The organism is Microvirgula aerodenitrificans DSM 15089, assembly GCF_000620105.1.
GTDB lineage: Bacteria > Pseudomonadota > Gammaproteobacteria > Burkholderiales > Aquaspirillaceae > Microvirgula > Microvirgula aerodenitrificans.
In genome coordinates, this window is record NZ_JHVK01000014.1 from 37,310 (window position 1) to 53,383 (window position 16,074).

Consider the following 16,074-nt stretch of genomic DNA (forward strand, 5'->3'; position numbering starts at 1 on the left):
ACAAGCCACTGATTCAAAACAGATAACGTCAATGTCATTTTGATAATGACAAATTGTTGCTATTGGAATGATTTTCGCCAATCTGGCAAACTGGCCTTTTCTTTCCCTGGTGGAAGCCACTCCAGCAATGATTGCCGAACTGCACCATGCCGCCGGGCAGCTGCGCGAAAACCTCCGGCAGGCGACCACCGGGCTGGTAGAGCGCGAACAGCTGGCCGAACTGATCCTGCTGGCAGCGGTCGCCCAGGAGCATTTACTGGTTATCGGCCCGCCCGGCACCGCCAAGAGTGCCGTGGTACGCCGCGTCGCCCGTTCGCTGGGCGGCCGTTACTTTGAGTATCTGCTGGGCCGGTTTACCGAGCCGTCGGAGCTGTTCGGCGCGGTGGATCTCAGGAAACTGCGCGACGGCACGGTCGAGACCGACGTCAGCGACATGCTGCCGGAAGCGGACATCGCCTTTCTGGACGAGGTGTTCCTCGGATCGACGGCGATTCTGAACACGCTGCTCGGCCTGCTCAACGAACGCCAGTTCCGGCGCGGCCATACCCGCCTGCACTGCCCATTGCGCATCTGTGTCGCGGCAGCCAATGCGCTGCCCGAAGACGAGGCGCTGGCGGCCTTTGCTGACCGTTTCCTGGTCCACTCCTTCGTGTCGCCCGTGGCTGACCACCAGCTGGAAGCCCTGCTGGCCGGCGGCTGGCAGGTCGCGCAACAGCCGCCGGCCGCCGGAAACAGTCTCGCCCAGCTGGATCTGCTGAGCGCACAGGTGGCCCGGGTCGACATGCGCGAGGCGATGCCGGCGCTGGTCAATGCCATCCGTTCGCTGCGGGCCGCCGGCATTCCGCTGTCGGATCGCCGCCTCGTCAGGTCACAGCGGCTGATCGCTGCGGCCACCGTGCTGGCCGGACGCCTGCAGGCGCAGGAGGCCGACATCTGGCCGCTGCTGTGCGTGATTCCGACCGAAGCGCTGCAGGCGCAGGCACGCGATGTGCTGCGCGAGCAGATCGCGTGCTCCGCCAACGCTACCCTGTTCAGCGCCTGTGAGGCCACCGTCCAGCAACCGTTGTCCCGTGCGGCGCGGCTCGAGTCGGCAGCGCAGGAATGCCTGGCCCGGTCCGCCACGGTGACGCCCGCCCGGCTGGAGGCACTGTTGCGCGAGATCGACGCCAATTTCAGTCGCGAACAACTGCCCGAGGCCCTGGCCGGGCTCAGAACGCAACTGGCCGCCCGGCTTGTCGTAACGGCATGACGCTGGTTTCCCCCCTGCCCTGGCACTGGCGCCCCGCCGTCACTGTCGCCGAACCCGCTGCCGCCGTGGCGGGACGGGACGCGGCGCCCGCGCTGCTGGCACGGCTGGCGTCCCTGCCTGCCAACGTCCGTGCCCGGTTGCAGATGTGTTCATCTTCTGACCTGCTGGTGCTGATCGGTGCGGCGGCCGACCTGCCATGGGTCGATGGTATTGCCTATGCGGCACCCAGCAGGCAGGCACCGGCACTGTGGCTGCCGACGCAGGACGAACCCGACGTCGCCCATGATCTGCTCGCCCGGGCGCTAGACCTGCGCTGCCATCGCCAGCCGCTGCTGCTGTGGCGAACGCCGGCAGTGTTCATGCCGCTGGACCGGCAGCATGCAGTTTCCCCCTGTCTGCTGGAACGGCTGGCCAGGCGCTGGCCGGGACGCCCATGAGCGACTGGAGCCTTCCCGCCGCGCTTCGACCCTGGCACCACTGGCTGCAATGGTTCAGGCCCGATGTAGCCGTCGCGCTCGGCGATCTGGTTCGCCAGCTGGACACCCTGCCCGGTCTCGCCGCGTCCCGCCTGCACGACACCTCCGTGACAGAGCCGGACGGGCTGGATGACCTGAGGCATCGCGGGCCCTATCCGCGGCTGCTCGCCAGCGAATGGCTGCTGGCCGAAGCCGCGCCGGACGAGTTCCTGCGCCGGGCGGTCATGGGTGAGCACCTGTTCCTGATGCCACGGCCGAGATCCCGGCAGGTCGACCGTCTGATCCTGGCGCTGTTCGACGCGGGTCCGCACCAGCTCGGCGCACCGCGGCTGGCGCATCTCGCCGCATGGATCCTGCTGGCGCGCCGTGCGGAACAGGCCGGCGCCACACTGCGCTGGGGCGTTCTGCAACAGCCGGGGGCGCTGCACGAAGCGCGGGAAGTCCGCAATCTGCACGATTTACTCAAGCAGCGCGGCTGGACCCTGCCGACTCCGGCCCATCTGCAGCAGTGGCAGCAGTCACTGGCCGATGCCGCGCTGAATCCGGCCGAATGCTGGCAGGTCGGCAGCCCGTCCGCCGGGGCAATGCCGCAGGCCAGCCACCGCCTCGGCATCGCCCGGGCCCTGCAGGGCAGCGACCTCGACGTCCTGCTGGAAACGCGCACCCGCCGGAGCAGGCTGCAACTGCCGTTGCCGCCGGAGCCGCTGGCGCAGGACATACTGAAAGGCCGGTTTGCGCCAACTGCCGCCAGCAACGCCCATCAGAAAAACAGTGGTCGTCTCAGCATCAAACAGCCGCCCATTCTGTCGCCCGCAGGCCGTCATGTCGCCGTGCGCCTGCTCGACGCCCCCGGCGTCATGGTGTTTCCCATTCCTGGCGCCAACCATGCCCGGGGCAAGGCGCGCCGGCAGCTGTGGCCTGACGGCGCCCAGCCGCTGGCCCTCCTGCTCGATGGCAGGACGGCACTGGGGGTACTGAGGCAGTCGGGGCAGACCCTCGCCTGGCAAGCCGAGGGAATCAGGCTGCCGACGGATCTGGTGCCGGCACCGGCCGGCAGCGCGGCGCTGCAGCCGGCGGCCTGTCTCACCGCCGGCCGGCAGCGGCAGTTGCTGCTGTTGACGGTGGACAATGCCCTGCTCTGCGCGAAGCCGGCCAGCGGCGGCAAGCCGCCTGTGCCGGAAACCCTGGCCAGCAATGTGCTGGCGATCACGCCGGTGGGCAAGCACCGGCTCGCCTGTGCCTGGCGTGAAGCCGACAGGCTGCACATCCGGCAGTACGATACCGATCCTGACGATGTCCAGGTCACACTGGGACCGGTCGGCCAGGACGTTGCGGTCCTGCTGAACGGCATCGCCTCGCGACCGGAAGTGTTCGGCGGGGCCGCCGTCTGCGACCGCCGCCCGGGGGAAGCAGAAACGTGGCGGGTCTATCCGCTCCAGTGGCAGTCGGGCGGCCCGCTTCAGTCTCTGGAATGGACCTTGCCCCCCGGCTGGCGGGCGATCGGCATGTTCGACCGGACCATTGGCGATGACAGCGCCCTGCTGCTGATCGACGCCGGAAACGAACGGCTCGCGCGGTGGGACCAGGACGGCCTGACGACGCTGTACACCCTGCCCGCCGCTGCCGTGCGCCTCAGCTACTCACCGATCAGCGGACAGGTTGCGCTGCTGACCGGGCAGCAACAGTTGATCGTCTATTCGCTGGCAGAGCAGGTCCTCAAGCTGTTTATCCATGAAGGGAGCAGCGAAGATGCCAGCCATTGATCCCGGCCTGCTGCCGTGCCAGCCGGTATGGCATGGCAATCCGCCGCTGCACGGGTTGTGGTTCCCGGCCGACTGGTACGACGACGCGCAGCGCGCGGCGCGACTGGTCGCGGCCTGGCAGCCCGGAGCCACCGCCTGGCGCTTTGCCGCCGGCGACGCGCTGCGCTTTGCCCTCCCGCTCCCCGCCGACGCCGCCCAATTGGGCTGGCCGCTGGTGCGGGTCGGGCAGACACTGAGTTCGGCCGGCATCCGCCCCGGCGAAGCGGCCCGGCTGCCCGAGGCCGATCTGTGGATCGTCGATGGCGGCCGCGTGCTGGCCCTGCATTTTGCCGGGGCCGAGCCACTGGAACCGGCCGGCTGGCTGTCGGTCGACGACCATGCCCTGCTCGACACGGATGATTTCCGCGACGAACCCGGCGAAGCCGTGCTCGCCACCCCGGCCGTTCCCGGTGATGTGCGCGAGGTACTCGGCGAGGCGGTCGCCCCGGCGGACGCGGCTCAGCAGCGTTTTGTCCAGGCCATCGGGCAACCGCCGCAAAGCCGGCCTGATACCCGGAACGGCACGACCGGGTCGGCAGCATGGAAATGGCAAGTCGCGCTCGCCATCATGTTGATGGGGTGGCTGCTGATCACCGACAGGCTGCCGCCGCTGTCCAGCCCCGGGTGGCTGATACCCATCACGGTCTGGGCCGTGCATCACTGGATCGCGCGCCGGCTGGCCGGCGGGGCCCGGCCGCTGGCCGCCCGGCTGGTGGACAGCCTGCCCGCCCGCCGGCTCCGCGCCCGCTTGCCGCAGCGCTGGCAGGACTGGGTGGCCCGCATGGTCATGACCACGCCGCTGGCCCGGGCATTCGGCCACCGTCAGGCCGCCTACCTGCGGCGGATGCTGGAAATGTTTGAAAACGGCCGGCTCGACGAGGCACTGCGCCATGCGATCCCGCTCGGCGGTGGCGACGGGTCGGACTCACCGTCACTCAGTACGCCGCATGCGCGAAAGGATCTGCGTCTCGGCGCACCGGGCACATCGGGCCACGCCAGCCTGAATCTGGACCCGCCGCTGCGTCAGTACCTCATGGACCTGTACCGGAGGAGCTTCGGAAAACTGGACCGCGAAGGCCGTATCGACGAGGCGGTCTTCGTGCTCGCCGAGCTGCTGCAGTCCCATGCCGAAGCCCTCGACTATCTGGAAAAACAGCAGCGCTTCACCCAGGCCGCCGCGCTGGCACTGTACTGGGACATGGCGGCCGACACCATCGTCCGTCTGCACTGCCTCGCCGGCGACTGGAAACATGCGGTTGCCGTGGCGCGGCGCGACAACGCCTTCTCCACCGCCATCCTGCAGCTGGAAGACAAATGGCCCGATGCCGCCCGACGCCTGCGCGAGGAATGGGCCACGACCCTGGCGGCCCAGGGCGCATGGCTGGAGGCGGTCGATGCCGCCTGGCCGCTTCCCGATTTCCGGCCGCAGGCGGCACAGTGGCTGCAGAACGTCGAGCAGGCCGGGGGCCAGTTGCAGGCCAGGGCGCTGCTGAGGCGGGCAATCCTGTTGCCGGACACGATGGTGCATTACCACGACTTCCTGCTGGGCCTGCGCGATGATCCGGCACAGTACCCGGCCCGCGCGGCCATCGCCGACAGCGCCCTGACGCTCGGCGCGCGCGGTCCCGGCGTCGCAGCCATCCTGCGTCCCCTCCTGCCCGGGCTGCTGGCCGACCGCATGGCAGGACATGGCAAGCTGGACCGTCGTACCCTGAGCAAGCTGGTGACGCTGGCAGCGGGCCCGGTATTCGCGGCCGACCTGCCCGATCTGCGTTTCCCGCCTCCGGCCGTGCTGCCCCTCAATCAGCAACAGGCACCGCTGGACTGGCAGGCGCCGGCCGCCGGCGCGCGTGCGCTGCAGGATGCCGTGCCGCTGAACGATGACACGTTCCTGCTGGCCCTCGGCGAGGCTGGCGCCATGCTGGTCGACAGGCACGGCACCCCGCTCCACCGCTTCCCGCAACCGGCGGAACGGCTGGTGCCGGCGCACAACGGCCAGGTCGTGCTGGCGCTGGCGCAGCGCGGTACCAGGTGGCGGGTCAGCCGGCTCGACCTGCTCAACCGGACAGCCACGGATCTCGGCAGCGGCGAGTTCGACCATATGGCGGAGCAGTTCGACGGCATCGGCTGGACCGTGGTCAGCGGTTCGCGGCTGCAGGTGCTCGATGTCACCACCTCGCTGCAGTCGGTGCTGTGGCAGGTGGCGGACCTGCCGGGCATGGTCACGGCCTTCTGCGCCGGGACAAGCGTGGAGCAACTGCTGATCCAGACCGGGCCGGACGAAGTACAGTTGTGGTGCTACCACCTGCCGGAACGCCGGCTCAGCTCACGCTGGCCGCAGGAAAAGCACACTGGCGACGGCCTGTTGCTGGAACGTGACGAAGGCTGCGTGATATTTCACACTGAGCAGGACCGGGACGGGCAGATCATTCTGCATCGTGGCGGTCGCGGGGACGACGGCGCCGCCGTCACCCTGCCCGGCCCGGCCGGCCACGGCAGCGGCCTGATGCTGAAAACCGGCGCCGGCTGGTATCTGGCCTGCCGCACCAGCCCGAATGGTGCAGTCGACCTGTTCCATGTCGGCATGCGCGACTGGGCCCTGAAAGCAGCACTGCACTGGCCGGCAGGCAGCGGCCTGCAGGTCCGGGTCGCGGATGACTGGTGGCAGGTCATCGATCAGCACGGCCGCCTGTTCCACGTCGATGTCAGCCTCGGGCGTACCTTGTCGCTGTCCGTGTTCTGACCGGATGCTGCGGGCGGGCTTACTGCTCCGCCCACGCCGCGCCCAGCACCTGCCACGCCGGGCAGCCCGGCAGATTGCTGGCCCGGTAGATCCTGCCGTCAGCCAGCCATCCGGCCACGGTCGCCCCCCGGCGCGACAGGTAGCGGGCGCTGGCCGGTTGCTGGCCGGCCGGTACGGCATACACGGCGGACAGCGGCTGGCTGCCATGATTGGCCCAGACCACGGCCCGGGTGGCGTCGGATGCTGCCGCCCCGTCAGGCAGGGTGGCGCCGACGCCGATGCGGCCATCCTCACTCAGCGCATACAGGCGGACACGGCTGCCGTCGTCCAGCCCGTTCACCCACTCGGTCAGCTCCGGCGAGACCACCACACTGCGCGGCGCACCGGTGCTGTCCTTCAGGCTGACGGTATAGCGGCTGCCGTCGCGCGACAGGGCCTCCATGCCGATTTTGACCTCCGGGTCCGGCACGGCCGCGCGCAGCGGCTCGAGCCAGTCGTTGCGACGCATGTCACGACCGGCCGGCGCGACAAAGCTGAAGTAGCTGCCATCGCCGTCACTGCGGCCCTGGCCGGCCACCAGGCCGCCATCGGCCGACAGCGCTTCGGCGCGGGCGTAGCGCGCACGCGGCCCCAGCAGGGTCAGCGTGCCGTTGCGCAGCACGAAAGCCTGCTGCCAGCCGCCGCTGTCCGCCGCCTGCCCGGCCACCACGCGACCATCGGCCGATACCGCGCTGGCGGCAGCGTACCCCGGTGGCGACGACAGCAGGCGGAGCGAGTAGCCGCGCCCGGTACGCCGGGCGACAAAGGCCCGCGGATACTGGTCATTCGGTGCCAGACTGCCGGCGACCACACTGCCATCGTCGGACACCGCCACCGCCTCGCCCATGCAGGTGCCGGCCGGCAGTTCCAGCGCGACGCGCACGCCATCCACCCAGATGGCAGGCCCGACGCAGGCGGCAGTCTGCCGGTAGCCACCGACCGCCACCCGGCCATCGGCCGACAGGGCCAGCACATGGCCATACTGGCGATCCAGCCAGCGCCAGCCGTCGCCATCGGACCAGGTAAACGCACGGCGACCGTCAGTCACCCGCGCGTAACCGGCCAGCGTGCTGCCGTCGGCCGACATCGCGGTCAGTACCAGCGGCAGCGGCGGCACGGCGGCACGCTCCGGTCTGGCCGGCGCGCAAAACTCGACCGGCGCCTGCGGCGCGGAGGACATGCTGGCGCAGCCGGCCAGCAACCACAGTGGCCAGGAACGGGCCAGAAAGAGACGCAGGGTCATGGCTGGACTTCCGGAGCAAGATCAAAAACGCAATAGCCCCCCGCCTGACCGGCCAGCGTCAGACGGTAGCCATCGGCGGACAGGAACAGCCGTCCGGCTGCCGGATCGCCGGCACAGCGCAGGCGGCGGCTGTCGTCCTGGGTCAGGTCCCGCCACCAGGCGCGCAGGGCACGCTCTCCGGGACGATCACTGGCCCGGAACAGGGCGGCGACCTGGCGACCGTCGCTGGAGAAAGTCACGCTGTCGGCCAGCAGTCCGGCCGGCAGTGGCAGTTTCTGCATCGGCGTCAGCAGCAAACTGTTCCGCCGGCCCTGCAGCAGCAGGGCGTGGCCATTGGCTGCCATCGTGCCGCCCGACACCCGGTCCACCTGGCCGGCGGCCAGCGCATCAGCCTCGAATGTCTGACTTTCATGCCCGAGCCGCACCGTCAGCCGGCCCGGTTCGCGGGTGCGCCACAACACCGCCCCCTGCAGGCGGGCATACGCCAGCGCCCGGCCTTCCGCCGCCAGCTGCGTCGGCGACTCGCCGATCCGCCAGAGACTGACCCCCGGGTCGCCGGGCAGCAGCGCGGCATCGGGGTCAAGCACGGCCGACAGCGCTTTGCGGCGCAGACTGTCGCGATCCTCCCGATCGCTGCTGGCCAGCAGCTCGGCACCATCGGCGGACACCGCCAGCGGCAGCAGCAGGGGGTCGGGCAACAGGCGCACGCCACGCCGCTCCCGCCACAGAAAGCCCCTCGCGACGGACTGCCGGTCAAGCAGCCAGCCGACGACGGTCCGGCCATCGGCGCTGATATCGGTCACCGACGAGTAACGCGCCATGGCGGTCGGCAGCATGCGTTCGGGCGCTTGCCCGCGGCGGATCAGCCACGCGTCCAGCGCGCCTTCCCGGCCGGCACCAACGGCCAGCGTGCCACCATCGGCCGACAGGCGGGCACTGCCGGCAAGCAGGTAGTCAAAGCCGTCCAGCGGGGTGACGCGCCGCTCCTGTTCCCAGGCCAGCGCCGGCACCCGGACCAGCGGTTCCCGCCCCGCCCGGTGATACGGCGCCAGGGCCCGCGTCAGCGCCGGCACACTCACCGCAGCCCGGTCTCCGGCACGATGGACCAGCCTGACGCGACCATCGGCCGACTGTGCGAGCAGCACCTGCCCGTCGACGACAAGCTGTGGTGCCACGGAGGTGGCCAGCACGGCCGGCGCCAGCAGCGCCAGGGCCATGCCCGTCAGCCAGCGCCTCACGGCGCGATGCGGCGCAGGCAGATGACGCTGCGTTTGGTGCCGGACTGACCGGTGGCCAGCACCTTGCCGTCGCCGGACAGCACCAGCGTTCCGCTGCCCATGCTGTCGCCCGGGCAGTGGTAGGCCGTGTCGCGGCCGGTCGCTTCGGACCAGACCATGGCCGGGTAGCGCTGCGGCCTCGTTTCAGTGGCGCCGATGCCGGCCAGGGTACGCCCGTCCGCGCTGACACTGACCGGCGAGATGGCCGCCTGGACCTTGCCCAGCGGCACCCGTTTGCCGTCGCGGAAGAAGTAGGTACCGGACGACATGGCTTCATAGTCATCACCGCGCAGCCAGACCCGGCTGCCGTCGTCGGAGACCGACAACAGCCTCAGATAGCTGTTCCGCACATTCAGTTTCCCGCCCAGGTCCGTCCTGCCGCCGGCGTCGATCTGCCACAGCCGGGGCGGCCAGCTACCGGTCTGGTACGCGAACAGCGTATCGCCCCGGGCCGACATCCCGGCCGGCACACCGCCGGCCTCGATCACGCCCAGCCCCTTGCCCGGCTGCCAGCTGACCGCATCGGTCTGCAGGAAGGTGAAACGGTCGGCATCGGTCATCCCGCTTGCTGCCCGGATACGGCGGGCAAAGTCGTCGAAGTCCGGCTTTTCGCCACCGGGCTGCCGCTCCAGCATCGGCGGGTCGGCCTGTTCGACGAAGCCGGTCTGCTCATCCCACAGGAATCCCTGCCAGCGCGACGTCCCCTTGATTTCGACATGACCGGCCAGACGCTGGCCATCGGCGCTGACACCGACGATGTCCCAGTCCCCGGCGCCCTCGGTATTGTCGAACGGCATCTGCTGCTCGAACAGTTCCCGGGCACCGCGCTGCAGCAGTTGCCGGAAGTTGCCCCGGAAACGGGTGCCGAACACGCGCTGGCCGTCGGCACTGAGGGCAAACGGCAGGTTCATGTCGTCCGGCAGCAGCGAAAATCCACCGTCCTCGGTCCACAGAAAGGTGCGCGGCACCGACTGCCGGTCCGGCAGCAGCCAGCCCAGCACGGTGCGACCATCGCGGCTGATATCGGCCACGCCGGAGCGCCATGCCCGGCCTTCCGGCACCAGCCGCTGCAGGGCGCTCCCCGCCTGCCAGCGCCAGGCATCCAGGCTGCCATTGGCACCGGCACCAAAGGCGACAAATTTGCCATCCGCCGACATCCGTGTCGTCGTCGCCGTGAAATACGCACCGTCCGGCAGCGGCACCGGTGTTTCGCCTGCTGCGCCATCCAGCGCCAGCCCCTGTGCCGGTTGCAGATTCCAGAGATCGGTTTCCGACAGGCGCAGCCGCAGTTCGTTGAGCACGACGCCATCGGCCTCTTCCAGCCCGGCGCCGCTCTTGCGGACCAGCAGGACACTGCCATCGGCGGACACTCGCTCCAGCAGCCGGTTTTCGATCAGTTGCACGGCACCGACCGTTTTTTTGACTTCTGCGGCATGGGCGGCGGGCAGGGCCGCAAACAGTGCGGCAGCGAGGAGTGTCTGTCTCAGCATGCGAGGTCCGGATTTGGCTTGGAAAAACAAATGGTAACCGTGGATAAAATGAATGGGCAAGCCAAAGGGATAATGCTATGCGCAAAGCTTTTATATACGAATATTTAATTCAAAAAACATAAAAACCCCCGCAGGAATCCATTTGTGCCTGCGGGGGCAGTCCTGGCAGAAACCGGACGGATCACTGACGCTGGTAGACCAGCCCGCCGCCGCCCTCTTCCATGACCAGTTTGTCGCCCTTGACCGTCAGCGTCAGGCGCTGGAACGGCTGCTCGCGCACATAGTCGATATCGTCCACGGCAAAGGCGCTCAGGCGCTGCCCGGCACGATCCGGGGCAAGGTCGAACCACTGCAGCGGCGCCTTGCTGCCCTCGCGGCGCAGGCCGGCGCGGGCCCAGGTTTCACTGGCCGGCATTTCCACCATGGCATCGCCGGCGCGGTCGCTGACGGCGGTCGCCGTCTTGCCGGATGCACTCTCGAACGTCACTTCCACCCCGCGCATCGGCCCGACGCCCGGCATGCCGACGATGGCGACCCAGTAGCCGTCCTCTGCCGGTTTGCGTACCCGCATTTCCTCATCGCGGAACGGCCGGAACACCGGGTCCTTGTCGGTGCTGGCGGTCTGCAGAACCACCTTGCCCGCATTCACCCGCCAGCTGCCTTTTGCGTACTGGTCCATCGCGCCATAGCTGATGGCCCACTCGAAACGACCATCGGCCTTCAACAGCAGTTCCGATCCCATCTCGCGCACACCCTGCAGGTAGTAATGCCCTGCCAGCGCCTTGTCCGCCTTGCCCGGCCCGGCGGCCTGGGCCTGCAACAGCCAGCCGCTACAGAGCAGTGCAGCCATCAGTGCCATTTTCTTCATGATGCCATTTTCCTGATCCGGTCAATTTCCCCGCATGGTACGTCCTCCCCGAACGACAGAGCCAGATCTGCAGCCGGAATGTCACGGTGACCGCCCGTGCCCACCCCGAGGCATGGGGCGATGGCACCGGGCGGTCCCGTCTCCGGCATCAGGCGCTGGTGCTGATCTTGATCAGCAGGCTGCCGCGGTTGTCCTTCAGACCCATGCCATAGCGGCCATCGAGGTCATCGTTGATGCACAGTTCAAGCAGGCCGGCAGCGCCCTGCGGAGCACTGGCCGCGTTGCCGACCAGGAACACCCGGCCGCCGATGCGACCGACCAGCGCACCCTCGGGCGCACCGGGCAGTGTGTAGCCGGGCTTGGCGATCAGTCGCGGATCGCCGGTGCCGGTGCAATTGCCGGTTCCCGGGCTGGCATACCAGTTGCCGCTGACATAGTTGATCGAGGTCGTCTGCGTTCCGGTGACCTGCACGCCGGTGCTCTGCCATGGCTGGGTCGCCAGCACGGTCACCTGCACCGGATAGAGGATATTCGCGGCCAGCAGGGTCTCGTCGGGCGAGAAGCCGGCGCCGGTCAGGGCGTGGCTCAGTTCCGGCCGGCCGGTCTGCGGATAGACATTCGGATTCAGCAGGATGCCGCCGAGATCCAGCGCGCTCAGCCCGGAGTAATTGACCTTCAGCGCCACGGCGATGTCATCGACCGGATAGCCGAGGTTGTGCAGGATGATGGCGGCGGCCAGGGCGGTCAGTTCCTCGCCATAGACCTCGCGCAGGGCCAGGGTCAGTACCTCCGCGCCAATCGTGCGCGGATTGATCACCCCGGCAGCATGGCCGGCGCAGGCCAGTTCGAGGTTGAGCACGGCCTGCTGTGGTGTGGCGCCCTGCTGCTTCTGGGTCTGCAGGGCGGCGATCAGCGACGGGTCAAGGGGATTTGCCATGATGATTCCTTGGTGGGAGGGAAAAGAGTCGGGGACGGGTCAGGCCTTGCCATAGGCACTCACCAGTGCGGCGAGCAGTGCCGGTGCGGACAGCGACGGAAAGGCGGCTTTCAGCCCCTGCCCGGTTGCATCCGGCGGATAACCGGCCTGCTGCATGGCGATGGCCATGGCCGTGCTGCCGGTGCCCGGGAACGCCGCAATCAGCCGCCGCCCGCAGGCTGCGCCATCCAGGTGCCCGCTGAATGCCTCGGCAGCCAACTGATTCAGCGTCGGCACCGGTGGTGCGCCATAGGCGGCGATCAGCGCTGCAGTCAACGCCGTGGCGGAAATGTCCGGCCAGGCGGCTTTCAGCCCGGCGGCGGTATCGGCCGACACATAGCCGGCCTGCTGCATGGCGATGGCCATGGCCGTGCTGTCGGCATCCGGATAAGCCGCAATCAGCCGCCGTCCGCAGGCTGCGCCATCCAGGTGTTCACTGAAGGACTGGGCGGCCAGTTGCGTCAGCGTTGCCTGTACCGTCACCAGTACGGCTGCACTCCAGATCCCCGGCACTTGCCGGCTGGCAGCGCTGTCCGGCAGGCAGGCAACGAACAGCGTATAGGTGCCGAAGCTGACCGGTGGCGGCAGCTGCAACTCGGCCTGCGATGTGCCGCTGGCGTCGACCTGCTGGCAAACCGGTTTGCCGACAGGGTCGAGCAGGGTCAGCAGATAGCGCTGCACGCCGGCCACGGCCGTCCAGCGCGCGGTGACCGTCGTCCCGCTGCTGCTGGCCCGGACTTGCCCGGGGGTGCCGAGCCGGGTCCAGATCTGGACCGGGCTGTCATCACCGGGGATGGCGGCAGAACCGGCACTGGCGCCCAGCGAGAACGCATAGTCGCCGGCCGGCTGATCGGCATCGAAGCGCCACGGCAGGGCCAGCGCCGGTGCCTTGACCGGTTCCGGCGGCAGGCGCTCGCCGTTGCGGGACAGGCGGAGCAGATAGTCGGTGGCACCGGCCACGTCATCCCACTGCAGCAGCAGCGTGACGTTCGGTCCGATCGTGCCACCGGTCGGTGTGGCCAGACCGGCGCGCAGCAACGGGGTCTGCAGCTTCGGCACTGACACCAGGCTGGCATCGCTGGTGAAGTCACCGAGGCAGGCCATGACTGCCATGCTGTAGTTGCCGGCCACCGCCTCTGCCCCGACCGGGAACGAGGCCGAAGTCTGCATGAAGCTCAGCGACACATCGCCCAGCACCTTGCCAGCCGGGTCCCGCCACTGCACCCGGTAGCCACTGGCATTCGGCGCACTGCTCCAGCTCGCCTGCACGACGCCATTGAGGTAACTGGCGCTCAGTCCTGCCGGCGGCTTCGGGTTCTGGCCCGGTATCGGCGGCGGCTGCGGGTCCTTGTTGTGAACCAGATAGCCGTCGGCGTAATAACTGTGATTGCCGTCGAGCACAAAGTTGTACAGCTGCAGCCGGGCGTCGGCCCGGGTCGCCGTCAGCGTCTGCAGTTCGATGACGCTGCCGTCCTGCCGGCACAGCAGATCGCCTGCCTGCAGCAGCCCCACGGCCAGACCCGGGATTTCTCGCCGGGTAGCCAGCGGATCGAGCGCGCACCAGCCGGCACGGGTCATGAACGGATGCTCGGCGGTGACGAAATGGCGTCCCCGGTTCAGCGCATACAGATGGCGCGAGCCAAGCCGTGGCGAGTCGAGACCCAGCACCCGGTTGTGCGCACCGTCGGCGCCAAGCAGCACATCGCCCGGGCAGACCGATTCGATCGGGCACCGGGCACCATCGGCCAGCGTCACCAGGGTGCCGGCGATAAAGCACGACTTGCTGGTGCTGTGGGATACCGCGCCGCCAACGGCAGCGATCGACAGCGCCGAGATCACGCCTCCCGCCGCTGCCAGCGCGGTGGCGCCGGCCTCGGTGGCCGCGCTGACTGCCCCGTCGGCCAGGCCCTTGCACACCAGACTCAGTGCATACTGCGCAGCCTGCTTGCCGGCCATCAGCGCCAGGAAGGTGGCCACCGCTTCGCTGTTGTTCATCAGCCCGGTGACGAATGACTCGGCGGCACCGGCCAGTGCATCGGCGATGGCCGCCGGCAGTGCCTGCATCGACAGCGAGTCCGGCAGCGGAAAGGCCACGGCTTCGGGAAATTCAAGGTGGGCAAATTCGACCTCGGCGGCGGTCAGCCGATACGTGCCGTTCAGCACCAGATACAGCCCGTCGCTGCGGGTCGAGAATGACGGCGAGATCCTGAAGGTTGACGCCAGCAGTTCCTTGTTGACGAAATCGGCCAGCGCCCCGCAGGCGGAACGGTTGCGGTTGGCGATTTGCTTCATTTCTTCGATAAAGTCGATCGCATCGCTGACAAAGTCGAACGCCGGCCAGTTGTCGACCTTGAAGCCATCCTTCCTGCTGTAGGAAAAGCCCAGTGTCGGCGGTGTGGTGAACATCGGCGGAAAGGTCTGTGCGGACGACAGCGTGCCATCGATCTTCAGCTCACTGCCCTGGCTCTTGCGCCCCCTGACCTTGACGTCGATGCCGAAATCTTCCTGGAAGAACAGCAGGCTGCAGCCAAAACCCATTGTGCTGCCGTCGACGGTATCGAACGAGAACACCGGCCCGCCGCCTTGCTTGCCACCGGTTATCTGCAGGATGTAGATCCGGATCGGATCGGCCAGCTGTATCGTCGCACTGACGCCCTTGCTGGCGATCCGCACGTCGCCGATGATCCGCAGCGTGGACAGCAGGGTGATGTCGAACACCGAATGGATATGGAAGCCGGGCAGATAGGTGATCTTCTGCGTCGGCACGGCCACCGGCAGCTGCCCCGCGACCGGGCAGTTGAAGCCGCTGACGTCGAGCGGCGTCGGACCGCTATTCTCGTCCTGGTAATACAGACAACTGCCATCAAGAAAGGTGATGTCGATCAGATCGTCCGGCCAGTGAAAGTGCGGGATCGAGGCATGAAACAGGTCGCGAATGGACAGGTCCTGGTCGACCGAGACGGCCGCCAGCAACGGCGTGGTGTCCTGCAGATAGATCTGCCCGCTCAGATTCAGGTTGGCATAGTCGATGCTGCCCTGGACCCGGTACAACCCGGTCGCCTTCACCGGCGGCCTGGCCTTGCTGTCGGAGAAGGTATAGAACACGCCGAAAATCAGCTTGCGGAATGTGACCCCGACCATGGCGCCATAGAACAGCTTTTCGATCTCGTGGCCGGGATCGCTCGCGCTCAGGCAGGCCTTCAGTGTCCTGGCGTTGGAAACCACCATGCCGTCGAAGCCATAGACCTGCCCAAACAGCGCCAGTTCCAGCTTGCCGCTGATCGCATATTCGGCGTCGGTGGCGAAACGGTACTGCAGTTTCAGCTGCCGGAACGCAAACAGGCCCAGCAGCCTGATATCGGGCAGGATCGCGGTATAGATCGTCTGCCGCAGCGCGTCGCCGGCGCTCAGGGTATGGCTCAGGGTGCCGGACAGCGAAATGTCGGCCTGCGGCGTGTCACCTTCCCGGTAGCCGACCTCGATCAGGCTGTTGAACAGGTCATTGCCCTTGAGCCGGATCGTCAGCCAGAAGCTGCTGGTATCGACCACCGGGCCGGACACGGCAGCCACGCTGGCCGGCAGCATGCTCTGCGGAAAGACGTCCAGCAGGGTCTTGTCACCCGGCGTTGTGCCACGGTGAGAAAAGGTGAAGAAGCCGGCATCCTGCACATACAGCGCGTTCTCCGGCAAGCCGGTGCCAAACGCCTGATTCAGCAGTTTGAAGACGTCCAGATTGTCGCCATCGACCCGGTCCCGGGTGGCCGGCATGTCGATGTAAATCAGGTAATACTCACCCGCCAGGTCCAGCCGGCACTGCATCGTGCTGTTCAGCTTGCCATCGAACAGGGTGCACCCGTCGAATCTGGCCGCGATCTGGAATTTCATCTGCGAAATGGCATCGGATAGGGAGG

The 16,074-nt window shown here is 68.0% G+C and carries 10 protein-coding genes; 4 read left to right on the plus strand and 6 right to left on the minus strand.

The features are described 5' to 3' along the window. Positions 1–127 precede the first annotated feature (127 nt). Genes Q352_RS0112425 through Q352_RS20935 form a run of 4 tightly spaced genes read left to right on the plus strand, consistent with a single transcriptional unit; the run spans position 128 to position 6,270 of the window. Positions 128–1,249, plus strand: a complete 1,122-nt coding sequence (locus Q352_RS0112425; RefSeq protein ID WP_028499631.1) for an AAA family ATPase — start codon at positions 128–130, stop codon at positions 1,247–1,249. Further along, the gene (locus tag Q352_RS0112430; RefSeq protein ID WP_028499632.1) at positions 1,246–1,686 is read left to right on the plus strand and encodes a bpX5 domain-containing protein; all 441 of its coding nucleotides are present in this window, start codon (positions 1,246–1,248) and stop codon (positions 1,684–1,686) included. The genes Q352_RS0112425 and Q352_RS0112430 overlap by 4 nt, the downstream gene beginning before the upstream one ends. Then, positions 1,683–3,488, plus strand: coding sequence for a hypothetical protein (locus tag Q352_RS22335; protein WP_028499633.1), 1,806 nt, complete (start codon positions 1,683–1,685; stop codon positions 3,486–3,488). The genes Q352_RS0112430 and Q352_RS22335 overlap by 4 nt, the downstream gene beginning before the upstream one ends. Then, complete coding sequence (locus Q352_RS20935; protein WP_051528918.1) at positions 3,475–6,270, plus strand: bpX6 domain-containing protein; 2,796 nt, start codon at positions 3,475–3,477, stop codon at positions 6,268–6,270. The genes Q352_RS22335 and Q352_RS20935 overlap by 14 nt, the downstream gene beginning before the upstream one ends. A 19-nt stretch (positions 6,271–6,289) precedes the next feature. Here the strand turns inward: Q352_RS20935 and Q352_RS0112445 are convergent, their stop codons facing one another. The 6 genes from Q352_RS0112445 to Q352_RS22345 all read right to left on the minus strand — a co-directional run bounded on the left by Q352_RS0112445 (position 6,290) and on the right by Q352_RS22345 (position 16,048). After that, positions 6,290–7,552 carry a hypothetical protein gene (locus Q352_RS0112445; protein ID WP_028499634.1) on the minus strand — a complete coding sequence of 421 codons (1,263 nt, stop codon included), beginning with the start codon at positions 7,550–7,552 and terminating at the stop codon, positions 6,290–6,292. Beyond that, entirely contained in the window at positions 7,549–8,790 is a 1,242-nt protein-coding gene (locus Q352_RS24300) for a TolB-like translocation protein (RefSeq protein WP_156952539.1), read from the minus strand. Before Q352_RS24300 ends, Q352_RS0112445 begins: the two co-directional genes overlap by 4 nt. Continuing rightward, positions 8,787–10,319 (minus strand): hypothetical protein, encoded by a 1,533-nt coding sequence (locus tag Q352_RS0112455; protein ID WP_028499636.1) that lies wholly within the window; start codon positions 10,317–10,319, stop codon positions 8,787–8,789. Before Q352_RS0112455 ends, Q352_RS24300 begins: the two co-directional genes overlap by 4 nt. Before the next feature lie 181 nt (positions 10,320–10,500). Continuing rightward, entirely contained in the window at positions 10,501–11,187 is a 687-nt protein-coding gene (locus Q352_RS22340; RefSeq protein WP_051528919.1) for a hypothetical protein, read from the minus strand. Between the two features lie 148 nt (positions 11,188–11,335). Continuing rightward, positions 11,336–12,124 carry a hypothetical protein gene (locus Q352_RS0112465; RefSeq protein ID WP_028499637.1) on the minus strand — a complete coding sequence of 263 codons (789 nt, stop codon included), beginning with the start codon at positions 12,122–12,124 and terminating at the stop codon, positions 11,336–11,338. Positions 12,125–12,163: 39 nt separating this feature from the next. Beyond that, positions 12,164–16,048 carry a Hint domain-containing protein gene (locus Q352_RS22345; RefSeq protein ID WP_051528920.1) on the minus strand — a complete coding sequence of 1,295 codons (3,885 nt, stop codon included), beginning with the start codon at positions 16,046–16,048 and terminating at the stop codon, positions 12,164–12,166. Positions 16,049–16,074 lie beyond the last annotated feature (26 nt).